Source organism: Pseudomonas sp. PDM24 (assembly GCF_019218905.1).
Lineage (GTDB): Bacteria > Pseudomonadota > Gammaproteobacteria > Pseudomonadales > Pseudomonadaceae > Aquipseudomonas.
Genome location: NZ_JAHUWR010000001.1, coordinates 12,420 through 36,454 on the forward strand (window position 1 = coordinate 12,420; position 24,035 = coordinate 36,454).

Genomic DNA, 24,035 nt, shown 5'->3' on the forward strand with positions numbered 1-24,035 from the left:
TTGGACGCTTGCCATGTTTTCGGCTCTTCTTGTGAAAACTTTAGGCCCATTTATCAATGAGCGTGCATGCGCCAGCGTGTGTCCTGCATGCGGCACAGTTTAGGCAACAGCCCAGTGGCGCGCCATCTCTTCACAAACTACATGGCCGCTTACATGGAAACTTCCACCTGGCCGGGCGCGGTGACTTGCGCCTTGATGACCCGCTGGGAGTTGAGGTTTTTCACGCGAATCTGTTCGCTCATGCCGCCATTGGACAGCGCTTCACCCGGCATACGCACACTGAGCGTACCACTGCGGGCGGTAATCACTACTTGATCGCCCTTGCGAATGACTTCCGCCTGTTCGAGGTGCACCAGGGTAATCACCTGATCGGCGACCATTGGTCGGGTCAGTTTTTGTCCGATCGCTTGATCGACGGAAGTCAGAAAACCCTGATTTATCAGGCTGATATCGCGTTCGCGAAGGGTCACGTCCTGAGGTTCGATAATCCCTGTGCGCTTGAGCGGACGAGTGGTGGTCACGATGTCGCGAAACAGCCGTACTTGAGCGGGTACGAAGACTGTCCAGGGGGAGGCACCGTCGCAGCGAACCTTGACCGTAACCCGGCCCAGAGGCCTCGCGGGGCTCTCGAGGGTGGCTGTCAATTCCTTGTCGCACATAGGCATGCGCAGGCGCGGATCGAGCTGGTTGACCTCGATTTCGTAGCGTCCTTGCGTTTGACTGGTGGCCAGATAGTCTTCTACGGTGAATTCAAGAAAGCCCTGAGTGACGCCGATAAGCATGTCAGGCAAGGTAACCGCGTCAGCAAGGGCAGGGCTGCCAGCGTTGAACAGGCAAACGGCCGACATCGCACAGAGTAATCTGCGGCAGGCTGATGTCAGGTGTCGGAAAAATGTCGGTTCTGTGTTCATAAGAGTTAAAAAGCAAGCGCCGTGCCGTTTAGTGAAGAATGTGCGTCGCAACACACTTAGCGTTGGTGTAGGAGTCTGGGCATGGCTGGTGTAATGGATTCGGTGAACCAGCGCACGCAACTGGTGGGGCAGAATCGCCTTGAGCTGTTGTTGTTCCGTCTCGACGGCCAGCAGCTGTATGGGATCAACGTGTTCAAGGTTCGTGAGGTGCTGCAATGCCCCAAACTGACCCTGATGCCCAAGTCCAGTCCTGTCGTGTGCGGTGTGGCGAATATTCGGGGGGCGACCATTCCGATTCTGGATCTGGCGATGGCGACCGGCTCCGGAGCGCTGAAAGATCAAAGCAATCCCTTCGTGATCATCACGGAGTACAACACCAAGACTCAGGGTTTCCTGGTTCGATCGGTAGAGCGCATCGTCAACATGAACTGGGAGGAGATTCATCCGCCACCCAAGGGCACCGGGCGCGATCACTACCTGACGGCGGTGACTCGGGTCGACAATCAGTTGGTCGAAATCATCGACGTCGAGAAGGTGCTGGCGGAAGTGTCACCGACACCGGAAGCGATTTCGGTGGGCGTGGTGGATGTCGAGACTCAGCACAAGGCGTTGTCCTTGCGCGTGCTGACGGTCGATGACTCATCGGTGGCGCGCAAGCAGGTGACCCGTTGCCTGCAAACCGTCGGCGTCGAAGTGGTGGCGTTGAATGACGGCCGGCAAGCGCTGGATTACCTGCGCAAGCTGGTCGATGAGGGCAAGAAGCCGGAAGAAGAGTTCCTGATGATGATCTCCGACATCGAGATGCCGGAGATGGACGGGTACACCCTGACGGCTGAGATCCGCAACGACCCACGCATGCAAAAGCTGCATATCATCCTGCATACTTCGTTGTCGGGTGTGTTCAATCAGGCGATGGTCAAGAAGGTCGGGGCCGATGACTTCCTGGCCAAATTCCGTCCTGATGACCTGGCATCCCGGGTAGTCGACCGGATCAAAGCAGCAGATAACAGCTAGGGGCCTTCTGCCCCTGGCGGTCAAAACGATTTAAGAGGCGGCATCTTTGTCTACGGGTAATTTGGATTTCGAACAGTTCCGGGTATTCCTGGAAAAAGCCTGTGGCATTTTGCTCGGTGAAAACAAGCAATACCTGGTCTCGAGCCGTCTCAACAAACTGATGGAGCAGCAGGGCATCAAATCATTGGGTGAGCTGGTTCAGCGCATCCAGACCCAGCCGCGCAGTGGTTTGCGCGAGATGGTGGTGGATGCCATGACCACCAACGAAACCTTGTGGTTTCGTGACACCTATCCGTTTGAAGTCTTGAAGAACAAGGTCTTGCCTGCAGCGATCAAGGCAAGCCCCGGCCAGCGCCTGCGGATCTGGTCGGCAGCGTGTTCGTCGGGTCAGGAACCGTATTCGCTGTCGATGTCCATCGATGAGTTCGAACGGGTCAACATGGGGCAGTTGAAGATGGGCGTGCAGATCGTTGCCACTGACCTGTCCGGCACCATGCTGACCAACTGCAAGACCGGCGAGTACGACAGCCTGGCCATCGGCCGCGGTCTGTCGCCCGAGCGCCTTCAGCGTTACTTCGACCCGAAAGGGCCGGGACGTTGGGCGATCAAGGCGCCGATCAAGAGTCGGGTGGAATTTCGCTCGTTCAACCTGCTGGACAGCTATGCGAGCCTGGGCAAGTTCGACATCGTGTTCTGCCGCAACGTGCTGATCTACTTCTCCGCCGAGGTGAAGAAAGACATCCTGTTGCGCATCCACAGCACGCTGAAGCCGGGCGGTTATCTGTTTCTTGGCGCGTCCGAGGCGCTGAACGGTTTGCCGGACCATTACCAGATGGTCCAGTGCAGTCCGGGGATCATTTACCAGGCGAAGTGATTCGTTGACGGCATAAAAAAACGGGAGTCCTCAGGGGCTCCCGTTTTTTTGTGCCTGATTTCTCATTCTCGCCGCACTACCTGTAGGAGCGAGGCTTGCCCGCGAAGGCGGTGTATCAGACACAAAATCGCTGACTGACACATCGCCTTCGCGGGCAAGCCTCGCTCCTACAGTGGTCGGTGTAGTTCCTGATAAGCGGCAGAAAAGCGGCAGGCGGCGGAAATCGGTTGCCGCTTTTCTGGCATTGCCGGCTTGCCACCGCGCGCAAAGCCCCGGTTTACGGGCTTTTTTGAATTGGCACGCCGCTTGCTATGTCCATGTTACGAAAAATCAGGTCACCCGAAGGTTTCCCGACATGAGCATCAGCTTCGATAAAGCGCTCGGTATCCATGAACAAGCCCTGGGCTTCCGCGCTCAGCGTGCCGAAGTCCTGGCCAACAACATCGCCAACGCCGACACCCCGAACTACAAGGCTCGGGATCTGGACTTCTCGAAAGTGCTCGCCGAGCAGAACGAGAAAACCAAAAACGGCAAGTTCGCCTTGAACATGACCAACAGCCGTCACATCGAAGCTGAAGGCATGGGCAATGGCGACGAGTCGCTGATGTATCGCACGCCGATGCAACCGTCGATCGACCAGAACACCGTGGACGCCCAGCTGGAACAGTCGAATTACGCGGAAAACGCGGTCAACTTCCAGGCCAGCTTCACCCTGCTCAACAGTAAATTCAAAGGGCTGGTGTCAGCCCTGCGCGGAGAGTAATCCATGTCTCTATCCAGTGTTTTCAACATTGCCGGTAGCGGCATGAGTGCCCAGACCACTCGCTTGAACACCGTCGCCTCGAACATCGCCAACGCCGAGACCGTCTCGTCGAGCATCGACCAGACCTACCGTGCCCGCCACCCGGTATTCGCCACCATGTTCCAGGGCGGCCAGAGCGGCGGCAGCGATTCGCTGTTCCAGAACCAGGACGCTGCCGGTCAAGGCGTGCAAGTGCTGGGCGTGGTCGAAGACCAGAGCAACCTTGAAGCGCGCTACGAGCCGAACCATCCGGCTGCTGATGGCAAGGGCTACGTCTATTACCCGAACGTCAATGTCGTCGAAGAAATGGCCGACATGATTTCCGCGAGCCGTTCGTTCCAGACCAACGCCGAAATGATGAACACCGCCAAAACCATGATGCAGAAGGTCCTGACCCTAGGTCAGTGATAAGGGGCGATTCATATGAGCGTTATCAGCGATGTTCTGGCCAACTCCTCGGTCCAGACCCCGACCAACAAAGACAGCCTGACCTCGGCCGCTACCGGCGGCCAGGCGCTGGGCAAGGACGCGTTCCTGCAACTGTTGGTGACTCAGCTGAAAAACCAGAACCCGCTCGATCCTCAGGACAACAGCGAGTTCGTGGCACAACTGGCGCAGTTCAGTAGCCTGGAAGGTATCACCACGCTGAACGATACGGTCAGTGGCCTTGCCAGCAGCTACAGCTCCTCGCAAGCCTTGCAGGCTTCTTCGCTGGTGGGCCGCTCCGTCATTGCGCAGACCGACAAAACCCTGGTCGACACCTCCAAGAGCCTCAACGGAACCGTCGTGGTGCCTACCTCGGTTTCCGCGGCCACCGTCAAGATCACCAACTCGGAAGGCAAGACCATCCGTACGCTCGAGTTGGGCAGTCAAAGTGCCGGTAACGCCAGTTTTATCTGGGACGGCAAGGACGATGCGGGCGCGGTGGCACCGGCGGGTACTTACACCTTCGGCGCAACGGCCACCATCGACAGCAAGGCGACATCGCTGATTACTTATCTGCCAGCGACCGTTAACAGCGTGACCATCAGCCAGACCGGCGGTGAGTTGATGCTGAACCTGGCAGGCATGGGCAGCGTTGCCCTGTCCAAAGTACAAACCATTGGTATATAGAGCCGACTAACACGGCACAAGGAGTGGAATATGTCTTTCAATATCGGCCTTAGCGGTCTCTATGCAGCCAACAAACAACTGGACGTGACCGGCAACAACATCGCCAACGTCGCGACCACCGGTTTCAAATCCTCCCGTGCAGAATTCGAAGACGTGTACTCGGCCACTCGCCTGGGTACCGGCAGCAAGACCGTCGGCAACGGCGTGCGCCTGGCCAACGTTTCCCAGCAGTTTGGCCAGGGCGACGTGAACAATACCGGCAACGTGCTGGACATGGGCATCCAGGGCAACGGCTTCTTCATCCTCAGCGACAACGGCTCCCTGAGCTACACCCGTGCCGGTGCGTTCAAGACTGATGCTGAAAACTATGTGGTCGATAACAACGGCAACCGTTTGCAGGGTTATGGCGTTGATGCCAACGGCAAGATCATCAACGGTGTGTTGACGGATTTGAAGATTGATACGTCGAGCCTCAAGCCAAACCCGACCACCAAGGTCGATCAGACGATGAACCTGAATTCGGCGGAAACATTACCGACCGTGGCCACGTTCAGCCCGACCGATACCAACAGCTATAACAAGACCATTTCCACCAAGGTCTACGATAGCCAGGGTAACGAGCACACCATGGATCAGTACTACGTGAAAACGGGTACCAACGCCTGGCGTGTCCATACCTACATGGATGGTCGTTCTCCGGCCAACCCTGCTACCACGCCACCAGTGGCGATTACCGCCGACATCACTTTCAACTCCGATGGCAGCATCAATACGCTGACGGCGGGTGCTGGCTGGACCAAGACCGGCAACACGCTGACCATGACCGGTTGGGTGCCAGGTACCATTACCAACGCCGCGACGACTCCTGTGACCTGGGGTCCGAACGGTTCCGTCGCTGCCACTGGCGGTATCGCGTTCAACATGGCGCTGACCACTTCTTACAACTCGCCAACCGCTCGTACCGCCCAGTTCCAGGATGGTTACGCCACCGGCCAGATCTCCAGCCTGACGATCGACGCCACCGGCGTCATGACCGCCAACTTCAGCAACCAGCAAACCAAGGCCATCGGCCAGGTTGCAGTCGCCAGCTTCGCTAACGAGCAAGGCTTGCAACCGATCGGTGGTACCCGCTGGAAAGAAACCTTCGCCTCGGGCGTGGCGGGTGTCGATGCGCCGACAACCGGCACGCTGGGTTCGGTCGTGTCCAACTCCCTGGAAGAGTCCAACGTCAACCTGACCAACGAATTGGTCGAGCTGATCAAGGCCCAGAGCAACTACCAGGCAAACGCCAAGACCATCTCCACCCAGAGCACCATCATGCAGACCATCATTCAGATGACCTGATGCTTGATAGTGCTGCATAAAGAACCCCTCGCAAGAGGGGTTTTTTTATGGCCTGGATTTTTGTCGGGAGTTGAGGTTTTGGTTGTTTGTGCTGGCCTCTTCGCGGGCAAGCCTCGCTCCTACAGGATATATGTCGCCCATATGATCAGCGTATATCCTGTAGGAGCGAGGCTTGCCCGCGAAGGCGTCAGATCGGCCACCACATTCCTCAAGGCAAAAGAAAACCCCCGACCAATCCAGAGGACTGATCGGGGGTTATCGAGGTCAGCGCCTTTCAGCGCTCACCGGCTCAGCTTATTGGCAAGCTTCGCAATCCGGCTCGTCGATGGCGCACGCCTTCGGCACTGGAGCAGGGCCGGCAGGGGCTGCCAGGACCGAGTCGTCACCGTGGTTGCCGCCGCTGGAAACAGCGTTCAGCTTACCGGTGTTGATGGTCGACTTCTCGGTGCTGGTCGCGGCCAGGGCACGGAGGTAGTAGGTGGTTTTCAGACCACGGTACCAGGCCATGCGGTAGGTCACGTCCAGCTTCTTGCCCGAAGCGCCAGCGATGTACAGGTTCAGCGATTGAGCCTGGTCGATCCACTTCTGACGACGGCTTGCCGCGTCAACGATCCACTTGGTGTCCACTTCGAACGCAGTCGCGTAGAGCTCTTTGAGTTCTTGCGGGATGCGCTCGATCTGTTGAACCGAACCGTCGTAGTACTTCAGGTCGTTGATCATGACCGAGTCCCACAGACCGCGAGCCTTCAGGTCGCGAACCAGGTACGGGTTGATCACGGTGAATTCGCCCGACAGGTTCGATTTCACGTAGAGGTTCTGGTAAGTCGGTTCGATCGACTGCGACACGCCAGTGATGTTGGCGATGGTCGCGGTCGGTGCGATGGCCATGATGTTGGAGTTACGAATACCTTTCTGCACACGGGCGCGAACCGGTGCCCAGTCCAGGGATTCGTTCAGGTCAACGTCGATGTACTTCTGGCCACGTTGCTCGATCAGGATCTGTTGCGAATCCAGCGGCAGGATGCCTTTGGACCACAGCGAACCCTGGAACGTCTCGTAAGCGCCGCGCTCGTCGGCCAGGTCGCAGGACGCCTGGATCGCGTAGTAGCTGACCGCTTCCATCGACTTGTCGGCGAACTCGACGGCAGCGTCGGAACCGTAAGGGATGTGCTGCAGGTACAAAGCGTCCTGGAAGCCCATGATGCCCAGACCGACCGGACGGTGCTTGAAGTTGGAGTTCTTCGCTTGTGGCACCGAGTAGTAGTTGATGTCGATAACGTTATCGAGCATGCGAACAGCGGTGTTCACGGTGCGTTCCAGCTTGGCGGTGTCCAGCTTGCCGTTGGTGATGTGGTTCGGCAGGTTGATCGAACCCAGGTTGCAAACGGCGATCTCGTCCTTGTTGGTGTTCAAGGTGATCTCGGTGCACAGGTTCGAGCTGTGAACCACGCCCACGTGCTGCTGCGGGCTGCGCAGGTTGCACGGGTCTTTGAAGGTCAGCCATGGGTGGCCGGTTTCAAACAGCATGGACAGCATTTTGCGCCACAGGTCTTTGGCCTGGATGGTCTTGAACAGCTTGATCTTGCCTGGGTACTCGGACAGGGCTTCGTAGTACTCGTAGCGCTCTTCGAAGGCCTTGCCGGTCAGATCGTGCAGGTCCGGCACTTCGGACGGCGAGAACAGGGTCCACTTGCCGTCATCGAAGACGCGCTTCATGAACAGGTCAGGGATCCAGTTGGCGGTGTTCATGTCGTGGGTACGACGACGGTCATCACCGGTGTTCTTGCGCAGTTCGATGAACTCTTCGATGTCCATGTGCCAGGTTTCCAGGTAGGCACACACAGCGCCTTTGCGCTTGCCACCCTGGTTAACGGCGACGGCGGTGTCGTTCACCACTTTCAGGAACGGTACAACGCCCTGGGATTTGCCGTTGGTGCCCTTGATGTACGAGCCCAGCGCACGAACCGGCGTCCAGTCGTTGCCCAGGCCGCCAGCGAATTTCGACAGCATGGCGTTGTCGTGGATCGCGTGGTAGATGCCCGACAGGTCATCCGGCACGGTGGTCAGGTAGCAGCTCGACAGCTGTGGACGCAGGGTACCGGCGTTGAACAGGGTCGGGGTCGACGACATGTAGTCGAAGGACGACAACAGGTTGTAGAACTCGATCGCACGGTCTTCTTTGTTCTTCTCTTCGATTGCCAGGCCCATGGCCACGCGCATGAAGAAAATCTGCGGCAGTTCGAAACGCACGCCATCCTTGTGGATGAAGTAACGGTCGTACAGGGTTTGCAGGCCCAGGTACGTGAACTGCTGATCGCGCTCGTGGTTGATTGCCTTGCCGAGTTTTTCCAGGTCGAAGGACGCCAGAACCGGGTTCAGCAATTCGAATTCGATACCTTTGGCGATATACGCCGGCAGTGCCTTGGCGTACAGATCGACCATTTCGTGGTGAGTCGCGCTCTCGGCGACGCCCAGGAAGTTCAGGCCTTCGGCACGCAGGGTGTCCATCAGCAGGCGGGCGGTCACGAACGAGTAGTTCGGCTCACGCTCGACCAGCGTACGGGCAGTCATCACCAGAGCGGTGTTGACGTCGGTCAGGGCCACGCCGTCGTACAGGTTCTTCAGGGTCTCGCGCTGGATCAGGTCGCCGTCGACTTCTTCCAGGCCTTCGCACGCTTCAGTGACGATGGTGTTCAGGCGACCCATGTCCAGAGGTGCAAGGCTGCCATCGGCGCGGGTGATGCGGATCGACGGGTGAGCCTGTACCGCGTCCTCGGCAGGGGCGCGTACAGCGCGTTCCTTGGAACGGGCGTCGCGGTAGATCACGTAGTCGCGCGCCACTTTCTGCTCGCCGGCACGCATCAGGGCCAGTTCGACCTGGTCCTGGATTTCTTCGATGTGGATGGTGCCGCCCGATGGCATGCGACGCTTGAAGGTGGCGGTGACTTGTTCGGTCAGGCGGGCAACGGTGTCGTGGATGCGCGACGAAGCGGCAGCGGTGCCGCCTTCAACTGCAAGAAACGCTTTGGTGATGGCGACGGTGATTTTGTCATCGGTGTAAGGAACGACAGTCCCGTTTCGCTTGATCACGCGCAGCTGGCCAGGCGCGGTGGCGGACAGATCCGAATTCGAATCGGCGGCCTGCGGCAAGGTACCCTGCGGGTTCTCGCGAGTTGTGTCGGTTTGCATGGGGGGTTGTCTCCACATTCTCTATGTTTGTTTGGGCACCATCACGGTGCCCACCGTTCTGTCCTGAAGCACTACAACCGACGTGGCGTCGGGTATAACAACTTCGGGACAGTAGGAAAAAGGCTAATGATGCCGCTTCCTTGCCGAAGTCTTTGGCCGCGAGCCAGGGCTCGAAACCGGATTCCTTTCTGGGGTGCCAGTTTTGACTGCAACACCCGTACCGTTCTGGCTGTTCTGGCCTGAAAAAACGGTGCCATCCGCGCATGCGGTTTGGGCTTGTAAAAACGTGCTTGGTTCAACCATAAACAGGCAATAAAGCACTTGAGTTTCTGGTCTGAAATGTGGTTAGGCTTTTAAGCCAAAACCCTACATGTAGGGTTTTTTTGGCGCCGAGGTACAAGATAATGCGTTTTTGAGGGTGTTGCAACGTACTACCTGTGGATAAACCTGTGCGTAAATTGTGTGTGAAAGGTGGAACGAGCGTGTAGGCCGCGACCTAGCTGGAGCGGACCGTTTTTCACTGATTTTCAGCGATTGAAAACAGTCGTTCGGATTTTTAAGGGCGCGAACCCTATCACAAAAAACCGCTGTGTCCGAACGCATTTACCCGCTTGTGTTCCAGACGTGCGCCGTTTATACAATCGGCCAATGCAGATGCATTCTTATCCTCCCCAATCATTACAAAAAGACGGGTGGATCCTTTCTTAAAGTGATGTTGGCAAGCAGAGGTCACCGTGGAGCAAGAAGTCTGGCAGGTATTGATTGTCGAGGACGACCAGCGTCTGGCCGACCTGACCCGCGACTACCTCGAAGCCAATGGCCTGCGCGTCTCGATCGAGGGCAACGGCGCCCTTGCTGCGGCACGCATCATCAAGGAGAAACCGGACCTGGTAATCCTCGACCTGATGCTTCCGGGTGAAGATGGCCTGAGCATTTGCCGCAAGGTTCGCGACAAGTATGACGGCCCGATCCTGATGCTCACCGCACGCACCGATGACACCGATCAGATCCTCGGCCTCGACCTCGGCGCTGATGACTACGTCTGCAAACCGGTTCGCCCACGCCTGCTGCTGGCGCGCATCCAGGCCTTGTTGCGGCGTAGCGAAGCGCCTGAAGCGGCCCCGGAAAAACAGCGGCGTCTGCAGTTCGGCCCGTTGGTGGTGGACAACGCGTTGCGCGAGGCCTGGCTGCATGACAAAGGCATCGAGTTGACCAGCGCCGAGTTCGATTTGCTCTGGCTGCTGGTGGCCAACGCTGGGCGTATTCTGTCTCGCGAAGAAATTTTCACGGCGCTGCGCGGTATCGGTTATGACGGCCAGGACCGTTCCATCGACGTGCGCATCTCACGCATCCGCCCGAAGATCGGCGATGACCCGGAGCATCCGCGGCTGATCAAAACCATCCGCAGCAAAGGCTACCTGTTCGTTCCCGAAGCCTGCGCAGACTTGTCGCTGTGAACTCGATCTTCCTGCGCATTTATGGCGGCATGTGTGCGGCGCTGATTCTGGTGGCGGTGCTCGGTGTGCTGGCCTTGCACCTGCTTAACCAGGTGCGCAGCGAGCAATACCGCGAGCGTCTGGCCCACGGCACGTTCTCGTTGATGGCCGATAACCTGCAACCGATGAACGAAACTGAACGCCACCGGGCCTTGCTGGTGTGGGAGCGCTTGCTCGGGATTCCGTTGGCGCTGAAGACATTCCCCCAGACCGATCTCGACCTGACCCAGCGCACCCGCGTGCTGCGCGGTCAGGCATTGGTGGAGCAGACCGGCCCGCACGCGGCAAAGGTTTACCGCTTGGTCAGCGACAAGGAACAACTGGTGCTCACCGGGGAAGTCCAGCAGATCAGCGAGCAACTGGCGCGAGCGACCATTTACCTGTTGGCCGATGAACTGGTGCGCTACCCGGTGGCCGAGCAGCCCAAGCGTCTGGCGCAGTTAAAGGAAGAGAAGGGTTTCGGCTTTGATCTGCGGCTGGTCACGATCGATCAGGCCGACATGGACGAAGACCAGAGCCGCCGCGTATCCGAAGGCGACACGGTGATGGCGCTGGGCAAGGGCGGCGATTCGATCCGGGTGTTTGCCGGCATGGTCGGTACGCCGTGGGTACTGGAAATCGGCCCGCTGTATCAAATGAATCCGTACCCGCCTGAGTGGTTGGTGCTGATTGCGGCCCTTGGCCTGAGCCTGATCGGTTTGATTGTCTATCTGTTGGTGCGTCAACTGGAGCGCCGTTTGCGCGGGCTGGAAGCCGCTGCCACGCGCATCGCCAAGGGCAGCCTGGAAACCCGCGTACCGGCACGCGGCGCGGACTCGGTGGGGCGCCTGGCCTCGGCGTTCAACGGCATGGCCGAGCACTTGCAGCAATTGTTGGCGATTCAGCGAGAGCTGGTGCGTGCCGTGTCCCATGAACTGCGCACGCCGGTGGCGCGCTTGCGTTTTGGCCTGGAGATGATCGGCTCGGCCACCACGCCTGAGGCGCTGGAAAAATACCGCGAGGGTATGGATCACGACATCGAGGACCTTGATCGGCTGGTCGACGAGATGCTCACCTATGCGCGGCTGGAGCAGGGTTCGCCGGCGCTGAATTTTCAGCGGATCGATCTGGATGCGTTGGTCAATCAGGTGATCGAAGAACTGGCGCCGTTGCGCGCCGAGATCACGGTGCAGCGCGGTTTGTGCCTGTCGGCCGCCGATTGCGACGACGCCTGGGTCGAGGCCGAGCCACGCTACCTGCACCGGGCGTTGCAGAACCTGGTGAGCAACGCCATGCGCCACGCCCATTCACGGGTGACCGTCAGTTATCAGGTCGGACAGCAGCGCTGTCGGGTCGATGTCGAGGATGATGGGCCGGGCGTGCCGGAAACGGCCTGGGAGAAAATCTTCACGCCGTTCCTGCGCCTCGATGACAGCCGCACTCGCGCTTCGGGCGGGCATGGGTTGGGGTTATCGATTGTGCGGCGAATCATCCATTGGCATGACGGGCGAGCATTGATCGGCAAGAGCAAAAGCCTGGGCGGGGCCTGTTTCAGTTTGAGCTGGCCGAGGAATCAGGAGCGGCGGTGAGATTTTTGTTGTCTGGACAATCGCCTTCGCGGGCAAGCCTCGCTCCTACAGGATTCACACAACTCCCGTAGGAGCGAGGCTTGCCCGCGAAGAGGCCCTGACAGGCGCTACAAATCCTCAGGCCTTGATGCTGACCAGACTCAACAACTGCCCATCCATCACTGCAAATTGCGCATCCAGCTCAGTGCCGCTACGCCATTCACCGGACAGGTCAGTCAGCAACCGCAACCGCACTTCACCGCCCGCGCTCCACTCCAGCACCTCGGCGTGTTCGAAATAGAAGCGCTTCTGGACAATCGGGTAGAGCGCCTTGAACAGGCTCTCCTTCACCGAAAACGTCAACGTCACCAGCATTGCCAATTGATTGGCAGCCCCGGCAGCCATGCGCTGCAACTCAGGCCCCGTTAGGATTTCCCCGGCCAGGCGTTCGGCGCGCTCTGCGTCGAGCAGGCTTTCCAAATCCATTCCCAAGCCACGCCAATGGGCTTTGTTCGCGACTATTGCTGCGGCCCGGCCAGTGCTGTGGGTGATCGAGCCGGTGATGTGCGCCGGCCATACCGGTGCGCGGTCTTCGCCGATGGCCGGGATGAAACTCAGCCCTTCCAGTTGTTGCAACGCCGCCCGGGCGCAGACTCGTCCGGCGAGAAACTCGGCCTGCCGCTTGGCCACCGAACGCTGGATGCTCGCCGGCGGCTCGATGGCGCTGCGCTGGAAATCATCACTGGCCAGTTGTTTGGTATCGAAGTGGGTACCCAACAGGACCGTATCGGGCAGCACAAACGGCAGCGGCCAATGGGCGTCGGGTGGGGTGCAGCAGATGGGTAGGGCGGGGACGGGATTCATGACGGGCATTTTGCCGGGTTGCCACGCGTGAGGGTAGTAGCAGTTCGACCGAGTTATCGTTCTTCGCGGGCAAGCCTCGCTCCTACAAGGACGATGCAATCCTGTAGGAGCGAGGCTTGCCCGCGAAGGCCGTTACTCGATCCAGAGTCTTAACCAAATATCTTCTTGAAAAACGCCTGCATGTCCGCCCAGGACTTCTCATCCGCGGTCTTGCTGTAACCAATGTCCGGCCCGCCGTGGTCGCCATGGCTCAGACGATCCGCCTCGGGATTGCTGAACCCATGCTTGGCGCCTTCGAGGGTGACAAACTTGTAGTCGGCACCGGCCTTGTCCATTTCCGTCTTGAACGCTGCCACGTTTTCCGCCGTGACCATGCTGTCCAGAGCGCCATGCTCCACCAGGATTTTCGCCTTCACGCTGTCAGGCGTCGCTGGGGTATTGGTCACCAGCGCGCCGTGGAAACTCACCACGCCCGCCAGCGGCACGCCTTGACGCGCCGCATCCAGCACCACCTTGCCGCCGAAGCAATAGCCGATGGCCGCCAGTTTATTCGGATCGGTCTGTGGTTGTTTCTTCAGCAAGTCGAGCCCGGCCTGAAACCGCGCACTGGCTGCTGCACTGTCTTTCAATGCCGCTTGCATGAAGGCCATGGCGTCCTTGGCGTGTTCGGTGTTCTTGCCGTCGCCAAACATGTCGATCGCCAGCGCGCTGTAGCCCAGACCGGCCAGATCACGGGCGCGGCGCTTGGCGTAGTCGTTGAGGCCCCACCACTCATGCACCACCACCACGCCCGGGCGCGGGCCTTTGATGGCGTCGTCGTAGGCGTAATAGCCGATCAGCTTGGTGCCGTCGACACTCTGGTAGGGAATTTCCTGGGTCTGGATGGCGGCCTGGCTGACCCCGCTCAGAGCCAGTAACACGAGGGCGAGGAACACACGCATGATCAAATCTCCATATTAAGAATCGTGAGAACAGCGTAGTCGATTTGATTCAGCTCAGGTTCAGAGTGCGTTCAGGGGCAGTACAGGGAGGGGTCAGTAACCTTGCCCCGTACCCAAAAAGCACATAGCGCATGAGGAAACTCCCCAATGACTACTTTTAAAAAACTGTTTCTGGCTTTCACCATGATGGGCGCCAGTATTGCGGCCCACGCCGACACCACCAATTTCGCCGGCCTGACCTTTGGCCAGACCAGCGACAAGGTTAAAAAATCCAGCGCCCTGAACGACAACCTCAACCACCCGAACGCCGACGGTGTGATCGGCAAGGACAACACCTGGGGCGTGCGTCTGGGCCAGCAAGACAGCAAGGGTCGCTACTACGCCACTTACGACAACGTGTCGGGCTCGCACAATGGCATTAAACTGCGTCAGGAAAATCTGCTGGGCAGTTACGATCTGTTCTACCCGGTGGGTGGCAGCACCAAACTGTTCGGCGGTGCCACCGCCGGTTTGACCAAGCTGACCCAGGATTCGCCAGGCTTCAGCCGCGACAGCGACATCGGTTACGCCATTGGCGGCCAGGTCGGTGTATTGCAGCAAGTTTCGCAAAACACCTCGGTCGAGCTGGGTTACCGTTACCTGCGCAGCAACGCCAGCACCGAGATGAGCGAGCGCGGCGGCAGCAAACAGGGTTCGCTGGACTTGACCAGCAGCGCCCAGACCTACCTGTCCGCCAATTACGCTTTCTAAAAAGCGTTTTATGAGGGTAGGCGCCGAAGCCAGTGGTTAAGCGAAATCCCTGTGGGAGCGGGCTTGCTCGCGAAGACGGTGGCACAGTCAACATTGATGTCGCCTGACACACCGCCTTCGCGAGCAAGCCTGCTCCCACATGTTCCGCGGCGTTATGTCTTTGGAGATGTTGATTTGCCCAGGAGAGCGTTATGAAATTGCTGGTCGTCGAAGATGAAGCGCTATTGCGCCATCACCTGCAAACCCGCCTGACGGATAGCGGCCACGTGGTCGAGTCCGTGGCCAACGCCGAGGAAGCGTTGTACCAGGCCGAGCAGTTCAACCATGACCTGGCGGTGATCGACCTCGGTCTGCCGGGCATGGGCGGGCTCGATCTGATTCGTCAATTGCGCTCCCGGGGCAAAACCTTTCCGATCCTGATCCTCACCGCGCGCGGCAACTGGCAGGACAAAGTCGAAGGCCTCGCCGCCGGTGCCGACGATTACGTGGTCAAGCCCTTCCAGTTCGAAGAGCTGGACGCCCGGCTCAATGCCTTGCTGCGCCGCTCCAGCGGTTTCACCCAGTCGACCATCGTCGCTGGCCCCTTGCTGCTGGACCTCAATCGCAAACAGGCCTCCCTCGACGAACAACCGCTGGCGCTGACCGCCTACGAGTACCGGATCCTCGAGTACCTGATGCGCCATCACCAGCAAGTGGTGGCCAAGGACCGCTTGATGGAGCAGCTCTATCCGGATGACGGCGAGCGCGATCCGAATGTGATCGAAGTGCTGGTCGGTCGCTTGCGCCGCAAACTCGAAGGCCCGGCCGGCTTCAAGCCGATCGATACCGTGCGTGGCCTTGGTTACCTGTTCAATGAGCGCTGCACTTGATTCGTTCCCTTCGCGTCCGGTTGATGCTCGCCGCCACCCTCCTGGCGGTGTTGTTCATGCTGGCGTTGCTGCCGGCGATGCAGGGCGCGTTCAGCCTGGCGTTGCAGGACTCCATCGAGCAGCGCCTGGCGTCGGACGTCACCACGCTGATCTCTGCTGCCCGGGTGGATAACAACCGCTTGCAGATGCCGGCGCAGTTGCCCGACGAGCGCTTCAACCTCACTGACAGCCGTTTGCTCGGTTACATCTTTGACCGCGAAGGTCATCTGGTCTGGCGCTCTAAAGCTACCCAGGAAGAGAAGATCAACTACAAACCGCGTTACGACGGACGCGGTAATGAGTTCGCAAGGATTCTCGAAGCCAATGGTGAAGAGTTCTTCGTCTATGACGTCGAGGTCAAACTGCTGGGCGGCCAGAGCGCGGCGTTCAGCATTGTCGCGTTGCAACCGGTGCGTGAATACGAAATCACCCTCGAAGGCCTGCGGGAAAACCTCTATCTGGGCTTTGGCGCAGCCTTGCTGGTGTTGCTCGCCTTGCTGTGGACCGGCCTGACCTGGGGCTTGCAGGCGTTGCGCCGGCTGAGCCAGGAGCTGGACCAGATCGAAAGCGGCACCCGGGAAAGCCTCAGCGAACAACACCCGCGTGAATTGCTGCGCCTGACCGGCTCGCTCAACCGTTTATTGCACAGCGAACGCGAGCAGCGCAGCCGTTATCGCGATTCCCTCGACGACCTGGCCCACAGCCTGAAAACCCCGCTGACGGTATTGCAAGGGGTCAGCGAAGACATGGCGCAAAAGCCGCAAGAGCGCGAGCAGGCCTGGGTGCTGCAAACCCAGATCGAACGCATGAGCCAGCAGATCGGCTATCAGTTGCAACGCGCCAGCCTGCGCAAAAGCGGTCTGGTGCGTCACCAGGTGCGTCTGCGCCCGGTGTTGCAAAGCCTGTGCGATACGCTGGACAAGGTCTACCGCGACAAACAGGTGCGGGTCGCTTTCGATCTGCCGGAGCAGTGTTACGTGCCGATCGAGCAGGGCGCCTTGCTGGAAATGATGGGCAACCTGCTGGAAAACGCCTATCGCCTGTGCCTCGGCGAAGTGCGCATCAGCGTGCGCGAAACCCTCAGTGGCATTGAGCTCTGTATCGAAGACGACGGCCCCGGCGTGCCACCGGACCAGCGTGCGCGGATTCTGCAGCGGGGCGAACGGCTGGATCGTCAGCATCCGGGGCAGGGGATCGGGTTGGCGGTGGTCAAGGACATCATCGAAAGCTACAGCGCCAAGCTGACGCTGGGGGATTCGCCAATGGGCGGGGCGGCGTTCCGGATTCATTTTCCGGTGGTGTGACTGGAAGTTGGAGGGTGTTCTCTCGGGCCCCTTCGCGAGCAAGCCCGCTCCCACATTGGATCGTCTGTGAACACATTATTTGTGTCCGACACAAATCAACTGTGGGAGCGGGCTTGCTCGCGAAGAGGCCGGTACAGCCACCACAAGACTCGGTGTCAGACTGATAAACAAGCACTGTTTAAACGACACTTCCAGATACTCACTCAGGCTACACATCCTTGCGCCGCTGCCTACGACTACGCCAGAATCCGCCGGCTTGTGCGCCTGGGGCGTGGGTTCTATCGTTTGCGGGTCGCTGACGAATCAGCGATCGGGTTTAGCGATCCGACCCCATACACAGACGCAAAAGCGCCCAAGTTCTGATTGCAGTTTTTAGTGCCTGCAATTCGCGTAATGGTGGCTGTGCGTGGGAGACCTTCGAGGTCTACCCGGGGTTTCTGTGACCCGGATCGCTAACCTGCGTACAGCCGCCACCTTTACTTGTTTAGCGATAGGTCGTGGCGGCTCAATCAACCACGGAGTTTCGCCATGTTCAAACCTACACCCAACCCACCTGAAACCGATCCGACATCCCCCTACGAATCCCTCGATTCGAAAAAACTCAACGAAGCCGCCGATCGCGCCCTCGATTACTACCTCAAACCGGACATTCCCAAAGACACCAAGCGCAAACCCAGCACCATTTACCATGTGGGTGCCGAAGTCGATAACGAAACCCTGCTGGTCAACGCCTGCGAATCCCTGGCGTCAGCGAGCATGATGCTCAGTGAGTTCGCCGGGTTGATGGACATGCCACATCGCAACATGATGTTGGGGATTCAATCCGTGGTCATGCTCGGGGAGCTGGCCGTGAACCGGGTGCTGGATAACTTCGATCCGCGAGGCTAGCGAAGAACCTGTGGCGAGGGAGCTTGCTCCCGCTCGGCTGCGCAGCAGTCGCAAAACCTGAGCGTGCGGTGCATCTGAAAAACCGTGACTGCCGGATTTGGGGCCGCTTCGCAGCCCAGCGGGAGCAAGCTCCCTCGCCACAACAGCATGGCTGTCTGCAAAGTTCTGTGGTGTTTTTTCGGGCCTCTTCGCGAGCAAGCCCGCTCCCACATTGGATTGCTGGCGTTCACAAATGATGTGTTCGCAGCAGATCCCCTGTGGGAGCGGGCTTGCTCGCGAAGAGGCCAGTGAATACACCCAAAAAACAGCGCTAGAACTCAATTCTCCTGAGCTCGATAAGCCCCAGGCGTAAGGCCGGTCCACTTCTTGAACGCCCGGTGAAACGCCGACGGCTCGGAAAACCCCAACTGCTCGGCAATCTGTTGCAACGACAGATCCGCACGCCCCAGGTGATAAATCGCAATGTCCCGCCGCAACTGGTCCTTCAATTCCTGAAAACTCGTGCCTTCTTCGCGCAAATGCCGCCGCAAGGTTTGCGGGCTGATGTGCAGGTGCGCGGCCACGGCTTCCAGGTCTGGCCAGCGCGCGCTGTCGCGGCTGAGCAAGCGCCGCAACTGGCTGCTCAGGCTGTCGCCTTCGTCGGGGCGCGATAGCAGGTCGGCGGGGGAGCGCTCGAGAAAGTGCTTGAGGGTTCGTTCGTCCTGCAACAGCGGCATGTTCAGGTAGCGACTGTGAAACAGCAGACTGCTTTGCGCCGTCGTGCTCTTTACGGTGGAAAAGCTCAGCGGGCAGGAAAACAGCAAGTCGTATTCGGCCCCGTGTTCGGGCCTCGGGTAACTGAACGTGGCCTGCTCCAGACGAATGCGCTGGCCGATCAGCCAACTGCCGAACCGATGCCAGATCACCAACAGGCTTTCGCTGAGAAAGTGGTCCGGATCCCACAGCGACGAATCGTCCAGGCTCAGGCGAACCCTGTCGCCTTCGTGGCTCAGCGTCAGACGCGGCGCGCCGGGGAACAGGCTGTAAAACAATAAACCGCGATTGAGTGCTTTCTCCAGCGTGCGGCAGTGGATCACCGCATGGCACATCATCGCGAAGCTGCCGGGTTTGCTCGGCGCTTGCCCGAAGCCCAGGTATTCGTCGTCCAGGGCCAGCCACAGCCCCTGGATCAATCGAGCGAACTGCTCGGGCGCGATTCGGGCGCGCGGCTCCTCGAGCAGCTCGGGGCTGATCCCCAGTTGCTGCAACAGACTCCAATAGTCGTAGCCACGCCGACGCGCGCCACCGAGGGCGGCGCGGGCGAAATGGCTGGCGATGGTGCGTTCGCGCATAAGGGGCAGGTCCGTCCACTGAGCAATGGATGGTAGCGGTGCCTGTCGAGAATGAACAAGGCGGATATCCGCCAAATTGCAGGACGAGGTTTGGCTGATGGGCGGAAATCCGCCACATCGTTGTGACGGGTTAGTGACCCAAAAAACCTGTAACCCTTGATGTCACAAGGCTGGCGGGGTTTTTTTCGAAGGTGGCACGGCGCTTGCGATACAAGCCGCAGAGGTCTGCCGGCGTGCAGCTCGACAAAACAAATCCCTCCAGTGCAGGAGGGTTCGCAATTGAGGTGTCAGGGGCAACAGATGGATGTTGTTACTGAGGCACTCTTGAGGAACTTTGCAATGACGACTCGTCAGCCACTGTATAAATCCCTGTACTTCCAGGTGATCGTTGCCATCGCTATCGGCATCCTGCTCGGTCACTTCTACCCGCAGACCGGTGTAGCCCTCAAGCCGCTGGGTGACGGGTTCATCAAACTGATCAAAATGGTCATCGCGCCAATCATCTTCTGTACCGTCGTCAGTGGTATCGCCGGCATGCAGAACATGAAATCGGTCGGCAAGACCGGCGGCTATGCGCTGCTGTACTTCGAAATCGTCTCCACCATTGCCTTGCTGATCGGTCTGGTCGTGGTCAACGTCGTGCAACCGGGCGCCGGCATGCACATCGACGTGACGACCCTGGACACCAGCAAAATCGCTGGCTTCATCTCGGCCGGTAAAGACCAGAGCATCATTGCTTTCGTCCTCAACGTGATCCCGAACACCATCGTCGGCGCCTTCGCCAACGGCGACATCCTGCAAGTGCTGATGTTCTCGGTGATCTTCGGTTTCGCCCTGCATCGCCTGGGTGCCTACGGCAAACCGGTGCTGGACTTCATCGATCGCTTTGCTCACGTGATGTTCAACATCATCAACATGATCATGAAGCTCGCTCCAGTCGGCGCGTTCGGTGCGATGGCTTTCACCATCGGTGCCTACGGTGTCGGTTCGTTGGTGCAGCTGGGTCAGTTGATGATCTGCTTCTACATCACCTGCATCGTATTCGTTGTCGTGGTGTTGGGCGCCATCTGCCGCGCGCACGGCTTCAGTGTGCTGAAACTGATTCGCTACATCCGTGAAGAACTGCTGATCGTGCTGGGCACTTCCTCTTCGGAATCCGCGCTGCCACGCATGCTGATCAAGATGGAACGCCTGGGTGCGCAGAAATCGGTTGTGGGTCTGGTGATCCCGACTGGCTACTCGTTCAACCTCGACGGTACGTCGATCTACCTGACCATGGCGGCTGTGTTCATCGCTCAGGCGACTGACACCCCAATGGACCTGACTCACCAGATCACCTTGCTGCTGGTGCTGCTGTTGTCCTCCAAAGGTGCGGCGGGTGTGACTGGTAGTGGCTTCATCGTGCTGGCAGCCACTCTGTCGGCCGTGGGTACTCTGCCGGTGGCCGGCCTGGCGCTGATCCTCGGTATTGACCGCTTCATGTCCGAAGCCCGTGCGCTGACCAACCTTGTGGGTAACGCCGTGGCCACCCTCGTGGTCGCCAAGTGGGTGAAAGAGCTGGACGAAGACAAGCTGCAAGTCGAGCTGGCTTCCGGCGGTCGCGGTATCTCCGACGAGCGTGAAGTAGACGACCTGGGTGTGGCTGAAGGCCCAACCCCAGCCAGCGTCAAGTAAGTACTTTGGCTGCATGAAAAACCCGCTTCGGCGGGTTTTTTCTTACCTGCGATTTGAGCACAACGGTCACCGCCGCTGACACATAAGGTGATTGCTGCAATGTCCTCGGCTGCCTAGGCTTGGGGGATTGCACTGGAGAACACTTATGCTCGGTCCACTGGCATCACTCAAGGTTCTGGATTTCTCGACACTGCTGCCGGGGCCGTTCGCCTCGTTGCTGCTGGCAGACATGGGCGCCGAGGTGCTGCGCATCGAATCGCCGACCCGCATGGACCTGCTGCGGGTGCTGCCGCCGCATGATCAAGGCGTCTCGGCCAGCCACGCCTACCTCAATCGCAACAAGCGCAGCCTGGCGCTGGACCTCAAGCAGCCCGAGGCGCTGGAGGTGATCAAGCAATTGCTGCAGGACCACGACATCGTGCTGGAGCAGTTTCGTCCCGGCGTGATGGACCGGCTCGGTTTGGGGTATGAAGCCCTGAAAGCGATCAACCCGAAGCTGATTTATGTGTCGATCACCGGGTATGGCCAGACTGGCCCCTACAAAGATCGCGCCGGCCACGACATCAACTACCTGGCGCTGGCGGGGCTTTCGAGCTACACCGGTCGCGCCGACAGCGGCCCGGTGCCGTTGGGCATGCAGGTGGCGGATGTCGCGGGCGGCTCGCTGCATGGGGTGATCGGCCTGCTGGCGGCGGTGATCGCGCGACAGCAGACCGGGCAGGGGCAGCATCTGGATGTGAGCATGACCGACTGCGCCTTCAGCCTGAATGCCATGGCCGGTGCCGGGTACCTGGCCTGTGGCGTGGAGCCGGGCAGGGAAGAGCAGATGCTCAATGGGGGTAGCTTCTACGACTACTACCGTTCACGCGATGGACGCTGGTTGTCGGTGGGCAGTCTGGAGCCGGTGTTCATGCAGCAACTCTGCACGGCGCTGGGCCGGCCGGAACTGGCGGCCCAAGGGCTGTCACCCGAGCCGGCCCGGCAACAGGCGCTCAAGGAGGCGTTGAAAATTGAATTCGAAAAATACGACTTTGCCCAGTTGTGTGAGCTGTTCGCCGGGGTCGATGCGTGCGTCGAGCCGGTATTAAGCCTGGGCGAAGCGGTGCGGCATCCGCAGTTGAAAGCGCGGGAATTGGTGACGGAGGTGCCAAGGGGCGATGGTTCGACTCAGGCGCAGATGGCTTGCCCGTTGAAGTTTTCGGACGGCTTGCCTGAGCCTCGGCATATTGGCGCGACGCTGGGAGCGCATACCGATCAGGTGTTGGGGGAGTTGGGGTTCAGTGTTGAGCGGATCGAGGAATTGCGGCGTGCCAGGGTGGTTGTGTAGTGATTGTAAGGACGCCTTCACGAGCAAGCCCGCTCCCACATTTGATCTTCGGCGCGACGCAGGCCCAGTGTGGGAGCGGGCTTGCTCGCGAAGAGGCCGGCCCAAACACCAAAAATCCTGCTACTCGACCCGCATCTCGCCACTAAACTCCAAGGTGCTGCGGCAGCGCCTGCACAAATACCGCCGCCCCTGTCTCACCAAACCATGTCGCTGCGCCGAAAACGGGAAGTCGCTGTCGGGGCACGGGCATTTGTAGATGTAGCGGGTCACGCTACGGCGTTTGACGTCGTAGGTGTGGCAGCGATTGGGCGGCAGTTCGTACACACCGCGCATGATCAGTTGCCACTCTTCGCCATGAGGCTGGATGCGGTCGCCGAACAGTTGATGGGCGATCAGGTGCGCGACTTCATGCGCCACCGTCTGCTTGAGGAAGTCTTCGGTGTTTTCCCGGTACAGCTGCGGATTGAAACGCAGCAGGTTCTCGTGCAAATGCGCGACACCGGCTTTTTGCCCGCGCAGCTTGAGGCTCACCATGGGGCGTTTGAAAGGTCGTTTGAAAAAGGATTCAGCTTGTTGGAAACAGTCTTCGACGCGGATATTGAGTTGCTCGGGCATGCTTGATGGATCTCCAGAGGCGTCGAGTATGCCGCAACCTTCGGGGCTTGCGAATCGTCGAGGCGCCGAATGGTCGTCGCCGCTTCCTGTCGTCGAGCCCTCTATCCCGGAGCTCTTTATGCTGAGCATTAGAAGGCCGCCTTGCGGCGGCCTTGTATTGGCAGATATTGATTGTTATGTGGGCGGTCGGTTGTCAGTTGGTATAGACGGGGCCCACGCCCAGGCCCCAGACAATCACGGTGAACGCCATGATGGCTACCAGCACCACCAGTCCTACGGCGAGCACCGAACTGGAAAACAGAAATCCCTCGTCCGACGGAATGTTCATGAACGTTGGCAAGCCTACATACAGCAGGTACACCGTGTAGCAGATGGCGGCGGTGCCGACGATCATTCCCAGCCACATGTGCGGGTAAAGCGCCGCCAGACCGCCGATGAACAGTGGCGTCGCGGTGTACGTGGCAAACGCGACACAGCGTGCCAGGCTCGGGTTGGCGTCATAGGTGCGGGCCATCCAGTGGATGAACGCGCCCATCACCGCGACACCGCCGAGCATCGCCAGGTACGACATGATGGTCATCCACAGCGCGCTTTCCGTGGTCAGCATCACCGGCGCCCGATTACCAATGACCCAGCCGACCTGCGTGGTGCCGATAAACGCCGACACGGCAGGGATCGCCGCCAGAATCAGGGTATGCGTGAGGTACATGTGGCTGATGCTTTCCTCCTGGTCGCCACGGATTTCTTTCCATTCCTGGTCAGGGTGGGTGAAGAGCCCCACTACGTGATGGATCATGCCAGTCACTCCTCTTGTTGTTGCCATCGCCCCCCAGCGGAGCGCTTACGGGCCAAAGTGGCCAGGTAAGTACAGGTCTGAATACGTGTGCGACCTTATGCCGCAGTATAGAAAGGAGTTACTGGCAATAGTGCGAGAGGCTTAGAGCAAATCGCGCTGTAAACACTATTGTTAATCGCCGCCAGGTCTGTGCCGAATGAAACCTGTGGCGAGGGAGCTTGCTCCCGCTGGGGCGCGAAGCGGCCCTGATGTTGTGTCAGGCAAACCGTGTCGGCAGGTTTTGCGACTGCTGCGCAGCCGAGCGGGAGCAAGCTCCCTCGCCACAGGGGTATGCTCAAGTCATATAA

At 59.2% G+C, this 24,035-nt stretch carries 21 protein-coding genes; 14 read left to right on the forward strand and 7 right to left on the reverse strand.

What is annotated here, in order from left to right; all coding sequences use genetic code 11:
• Nucleotides 1-149 precede the first annotated feature (149 nt).
• The gene (gene flgA, locus KW837_RS00045; protein ID WP_032830386.1) at nucleotides 150-911 is read right to left on the reverse strand and encodes a flagellar basal body P-ring formation chaperone FlgA; all 762 of its coding nucleotides are present in this window, start codon (nucleotides 909-911) and stop codon (nucleotides 150-152) included.
• Nucleotides 912-992: 81 nt separating this feature from the next.
• Here flgA and KW837_RS00050 point away from each other — a divergent pair, with 81 nt between their 5' ends.
• The 6 genes from KW837_RS00050 (at nucleotide 993) to flgE (ending at nucleotide 6,058) form a co-directional block, all read left to right on the forward strand.
• Nucleotides 993-1,925, forward strand: a complete 933-nt coding sequence (locus KW837_RS00050; RefSeq protein ID WP_123495854.1) for a chemotaxis protein CheV — start codon at nucleotides 993-995, stop codon at nucleotides 1,923-1,925.
• Between the two features lie 46 nt (nucleotides 1,926-1,971).
• A complete protein-coding gene (gene cheR / locus KW837_RS00055) occupies nucleotides 1,972-2,799 on the forward strand; it encodes a protein-glutamate O-methyltransferase CheR (RefSeq protein ID WP_008071786.1) in 828 nt (275 codons plus the stop codon).
• Nucleotides 2,800-3,154: 355 nt separating this feature from the next.
• On the forward strand, nucleotides 3,155-3,562 hold the full coding sequence (flgB, locus tag KW837_RS00060) for a flagellar basal body rod protein FlgB (RefSeq protein ID WP_095634357.1): 408 nt from the start codon (nucleotides 3,155-3,157) through the stop codon (nucleotides 3,560-3,562).
• Between the two features lie 3 nt (nucleotides 3,563-3,565).
• The gene (gene flgC / locus KW837_RS00065) at nucleotides 3,566-4,009 is read left to right on the forward strand and encodes a flagellar basal body rod protein FlgC (RefSeq protein ID WP_007899122.1); all 444 of its coding nucleotides are present in this window, start codon (nucleotides 3,566-3,568) and stop codon (nucleotides 4,007-4,009) included.
• 15 nt (nucleotides 4,010-4,024) lie between these two features.
• Complete coding sequence (gene flgD / locus KW837_RS00070; RefSeq protein ID WP_218394114.1) at nucleotides 4,025-4,714, forward strand: flagellar hook assembly protein FlgD; 690 nt, start codon at nucleotides 4,025-4,027, stop codon at nucleotides 4,712-4,714.
• A 30-nt stretch (nucleotides 4,715-4,744) separates the two neighbouring features.
• Nucleotides 4,745-6,058, forward strand: coding sequence for a flagellar hook protein FlgE (flgE, locus tag KW837_RS00075; protein WP_123495858.1), 1,314 nt, complete (start codon nucleotides 4,745-4,747; stop codon nucleotides 6,056-6,058).
• A gap of 294 nt (nucleotides 6,059-6,352) precedes the next feature.
• Here the strand turns inward: flgE and KW837_RS00080 are convergent, their stop codons facing one another.
• On the reverse strand, nucleotides 6,353-9,247 hold the full coding sequence (locus tag KW837_RS00080) for a ribonucleoside-diphosphate reductase subunit alpha (protein ID WP_218394115.1): 2,895 nt from the start codon (nucleotides 9,245-9,247) through the stop codon (nucleotides 6,353-6,355).
• A 734-nt stretch (nucleotides 9,248-9,981) separates the two neighbouring features.
• On the opposite strand from KW837_RS00080, the gene KW837_RS00085 reads away from it, so the two are divergent.
• Both KW837_RS00085 and KW837_RS00090 read left to right on the forward strand, forming a co-directional pair.
• Entirely contained in the window at nucleotides 9,982-10,704 is a 723-nt protein-coding gene (locus tag KW837_RS00085) for a response regulator (protein ID WP_218394116.1), read from the forward strand.
• On the forward strand, nucleotides 10,701-12,311 hold the full coding sequence (locus KW837_RS00090) for an ATP-binding protein (RefSeq protein WP_123495864.1): 1,611 nt from the start codon (nucleotides 10,701-10,703) through the stop codon (nucleotides 12,309-12,311). The genes KW837_RS00085 and KW837_RS00090 overlap by 4 nt, the downstream gene beginning before the upstream one ends.
• Nucleotides 12,312-12,428: 117 nt before the next feature.
• On the opposite strand, the gene KW837_RS00095 is transcribed toward KW837_RS00090, so the two are convergent.
• Complete coding sequence (locus KW837_RS00095) at nucleotides 12,429-13,154, reverse strand: 4'-phosphopantetheinyl transferase (RefSeq protein WP_218394117.1); 726 nt, start codon at nucleotides 13,152-13,154, stop codon at nucleotides 12,429-12,431.
• Between the two features lie 149 nt (nucleotides 13,155-13,303).
• Entirely contained in the window at nucleotides 13,304-14,095 is a 792-nt protein-coding gene (locus tag KW837_RS00100) for a dienelactone hydrolase family protein (RefSeq protein ID WP_218394118.1), read from the reverse strand.
• 147 nt (nucleotides 14,096-14,242) lie between these two features.
• Between KW837_RS00100 and KW837_RS00105 the strand changes: the two genes are divergently transcribed.
• The 4 genes from KW837_RS00105 (at nucleotide 14,243) to KW837_RS00120 (ending at nucleotide 17,945) form a co-directional block, all read left to right on the forward strand.
• Entirely contained in the window at nucleotides 14,243-14,845 is a 603-nt protein-coding gene (locus tag KW837_RS00105) for a porin family protein (RefSeq protein WP_218394119.1), read from the forward strand.
• A 191-nt stretch (nucleotides 14,846-15,036) separates the two neighbouring features.
• Complete coding sequence (locus KW837_RS00110; RefSeq protein ID WP_007899104.1) at nucleotides 15,037-15,714, forward strand: response regulator; 678 nt, start codon at nucleotides 15,037-15,039, stop codon at nucleotides 15,712-15,714.
• Nucleotides 15,711-17,057: an ATP-binding protein gene (locus tag KW837_RS00115; RefSeq protein WP_218394120.1), complete on the forward strand. Its 1,347-nt coding sequence runs from the start codon at nucleotides 15,711-15,713 to the stop codon at nucleotides 17,055-17,057. Before KW837_RS00110 ends, KW837_RS00115 begins: the two co-directional genes overlap by 4 nt.
• A 528-nt stretch (nucleotides 17,058-17,585) precedes the next feature.
• Nucleotides 17,586-17,945: a DUF6124 family protein gene (locus KW837_RS00120; RefSeq protein WP_063342851.1), complete on the forward strand. Its 360-nt coding sequence runs from the start codon at nucleotides 17,586-17,588 to the stop codon at nucleotides 17,943-17,945.
• 317 nt (nucleotides 17,946-18,262) lie between these two features.
• Here the strand turns inward: KW837_RS00120 and KW837_RS00125 are convergent, their stop codons facing one another.
• Nucleotides 18,263-19,276, reverse strand: a complete 1,014-nt coding sequence (locus KW837_RS00125) for an AraC family transcriptional regulator (protein WP_218394121.1) — start codon at nucleotides 19,274-19,276, stop codon at nucleotides 18,263-18,265.
• 339 nt (nucleotides 19,277-19,615) lie between these two features.
• On the opposite strand from KW837_RS00125, the gene KW837_RS00130 reads away from it, so the two are divergent.
• On the forward strand, nucleotides 19,616-20,950 hold the full coding sequence (locus KW837_RS00130) for a dicarboxylate/amino acid:cation symporter (protein WP_218394122.1): 1,335 nt from the start codon (nucleotides 19,616-19,618) through the stop codon (nucleotides 20,948-20,950).
• Nucleotides 20,951-21,095: 145 nt separating this feature from the next.
• On the forward strand, nucleotides 21,096-22,277 hold the full coding sequence (locus tag KW837_RS00135) for a CaiB/BaiF CoA-transferase family protein (protein ID WP_218394123.1): 1,182 nt from the start codon (nucleotides 21,096-21,098) through the stop codon (nucleotides 22,275-22,277).
• A 120-nt stretch (nucleotides 22,278-22,397) separates the two neighbouring features.
• Here KW837_RS00135 and KW837_RS00140 read toward each other — a convergent pair whose 3' ends face one another.
• Both KW837_RS00140 and KW837_RS00145 read right to left on the reverse strand, forming a co-directional pair.
• Nucleotides 22,398-22,892, reverse strand: a complete 495-nt coding sequence (locus KW837_RS00140) for a SprT family zinc-dependent metalloprotease (protein WP_218394124.1) — start codon at nucleotides 22,890-22,892, stop codon at nucleotides 22,398-22,400.
• Between the two features lie 193 nt (nucleotides 22,893-23,085).
• Nucleotides 23,086-23,688, reverse strand: coding sequence for a Yip1 family protein (locus KW837_RS00145; RefSeq protein ID WP_017340184.1), 603 nt, complete (start codon nucleotides 23,686-23,688; stop codon nucleotides 23,086-23,088).
• Nucleotides 23,689-24,035: the final 347 nt, after the last annotated feature.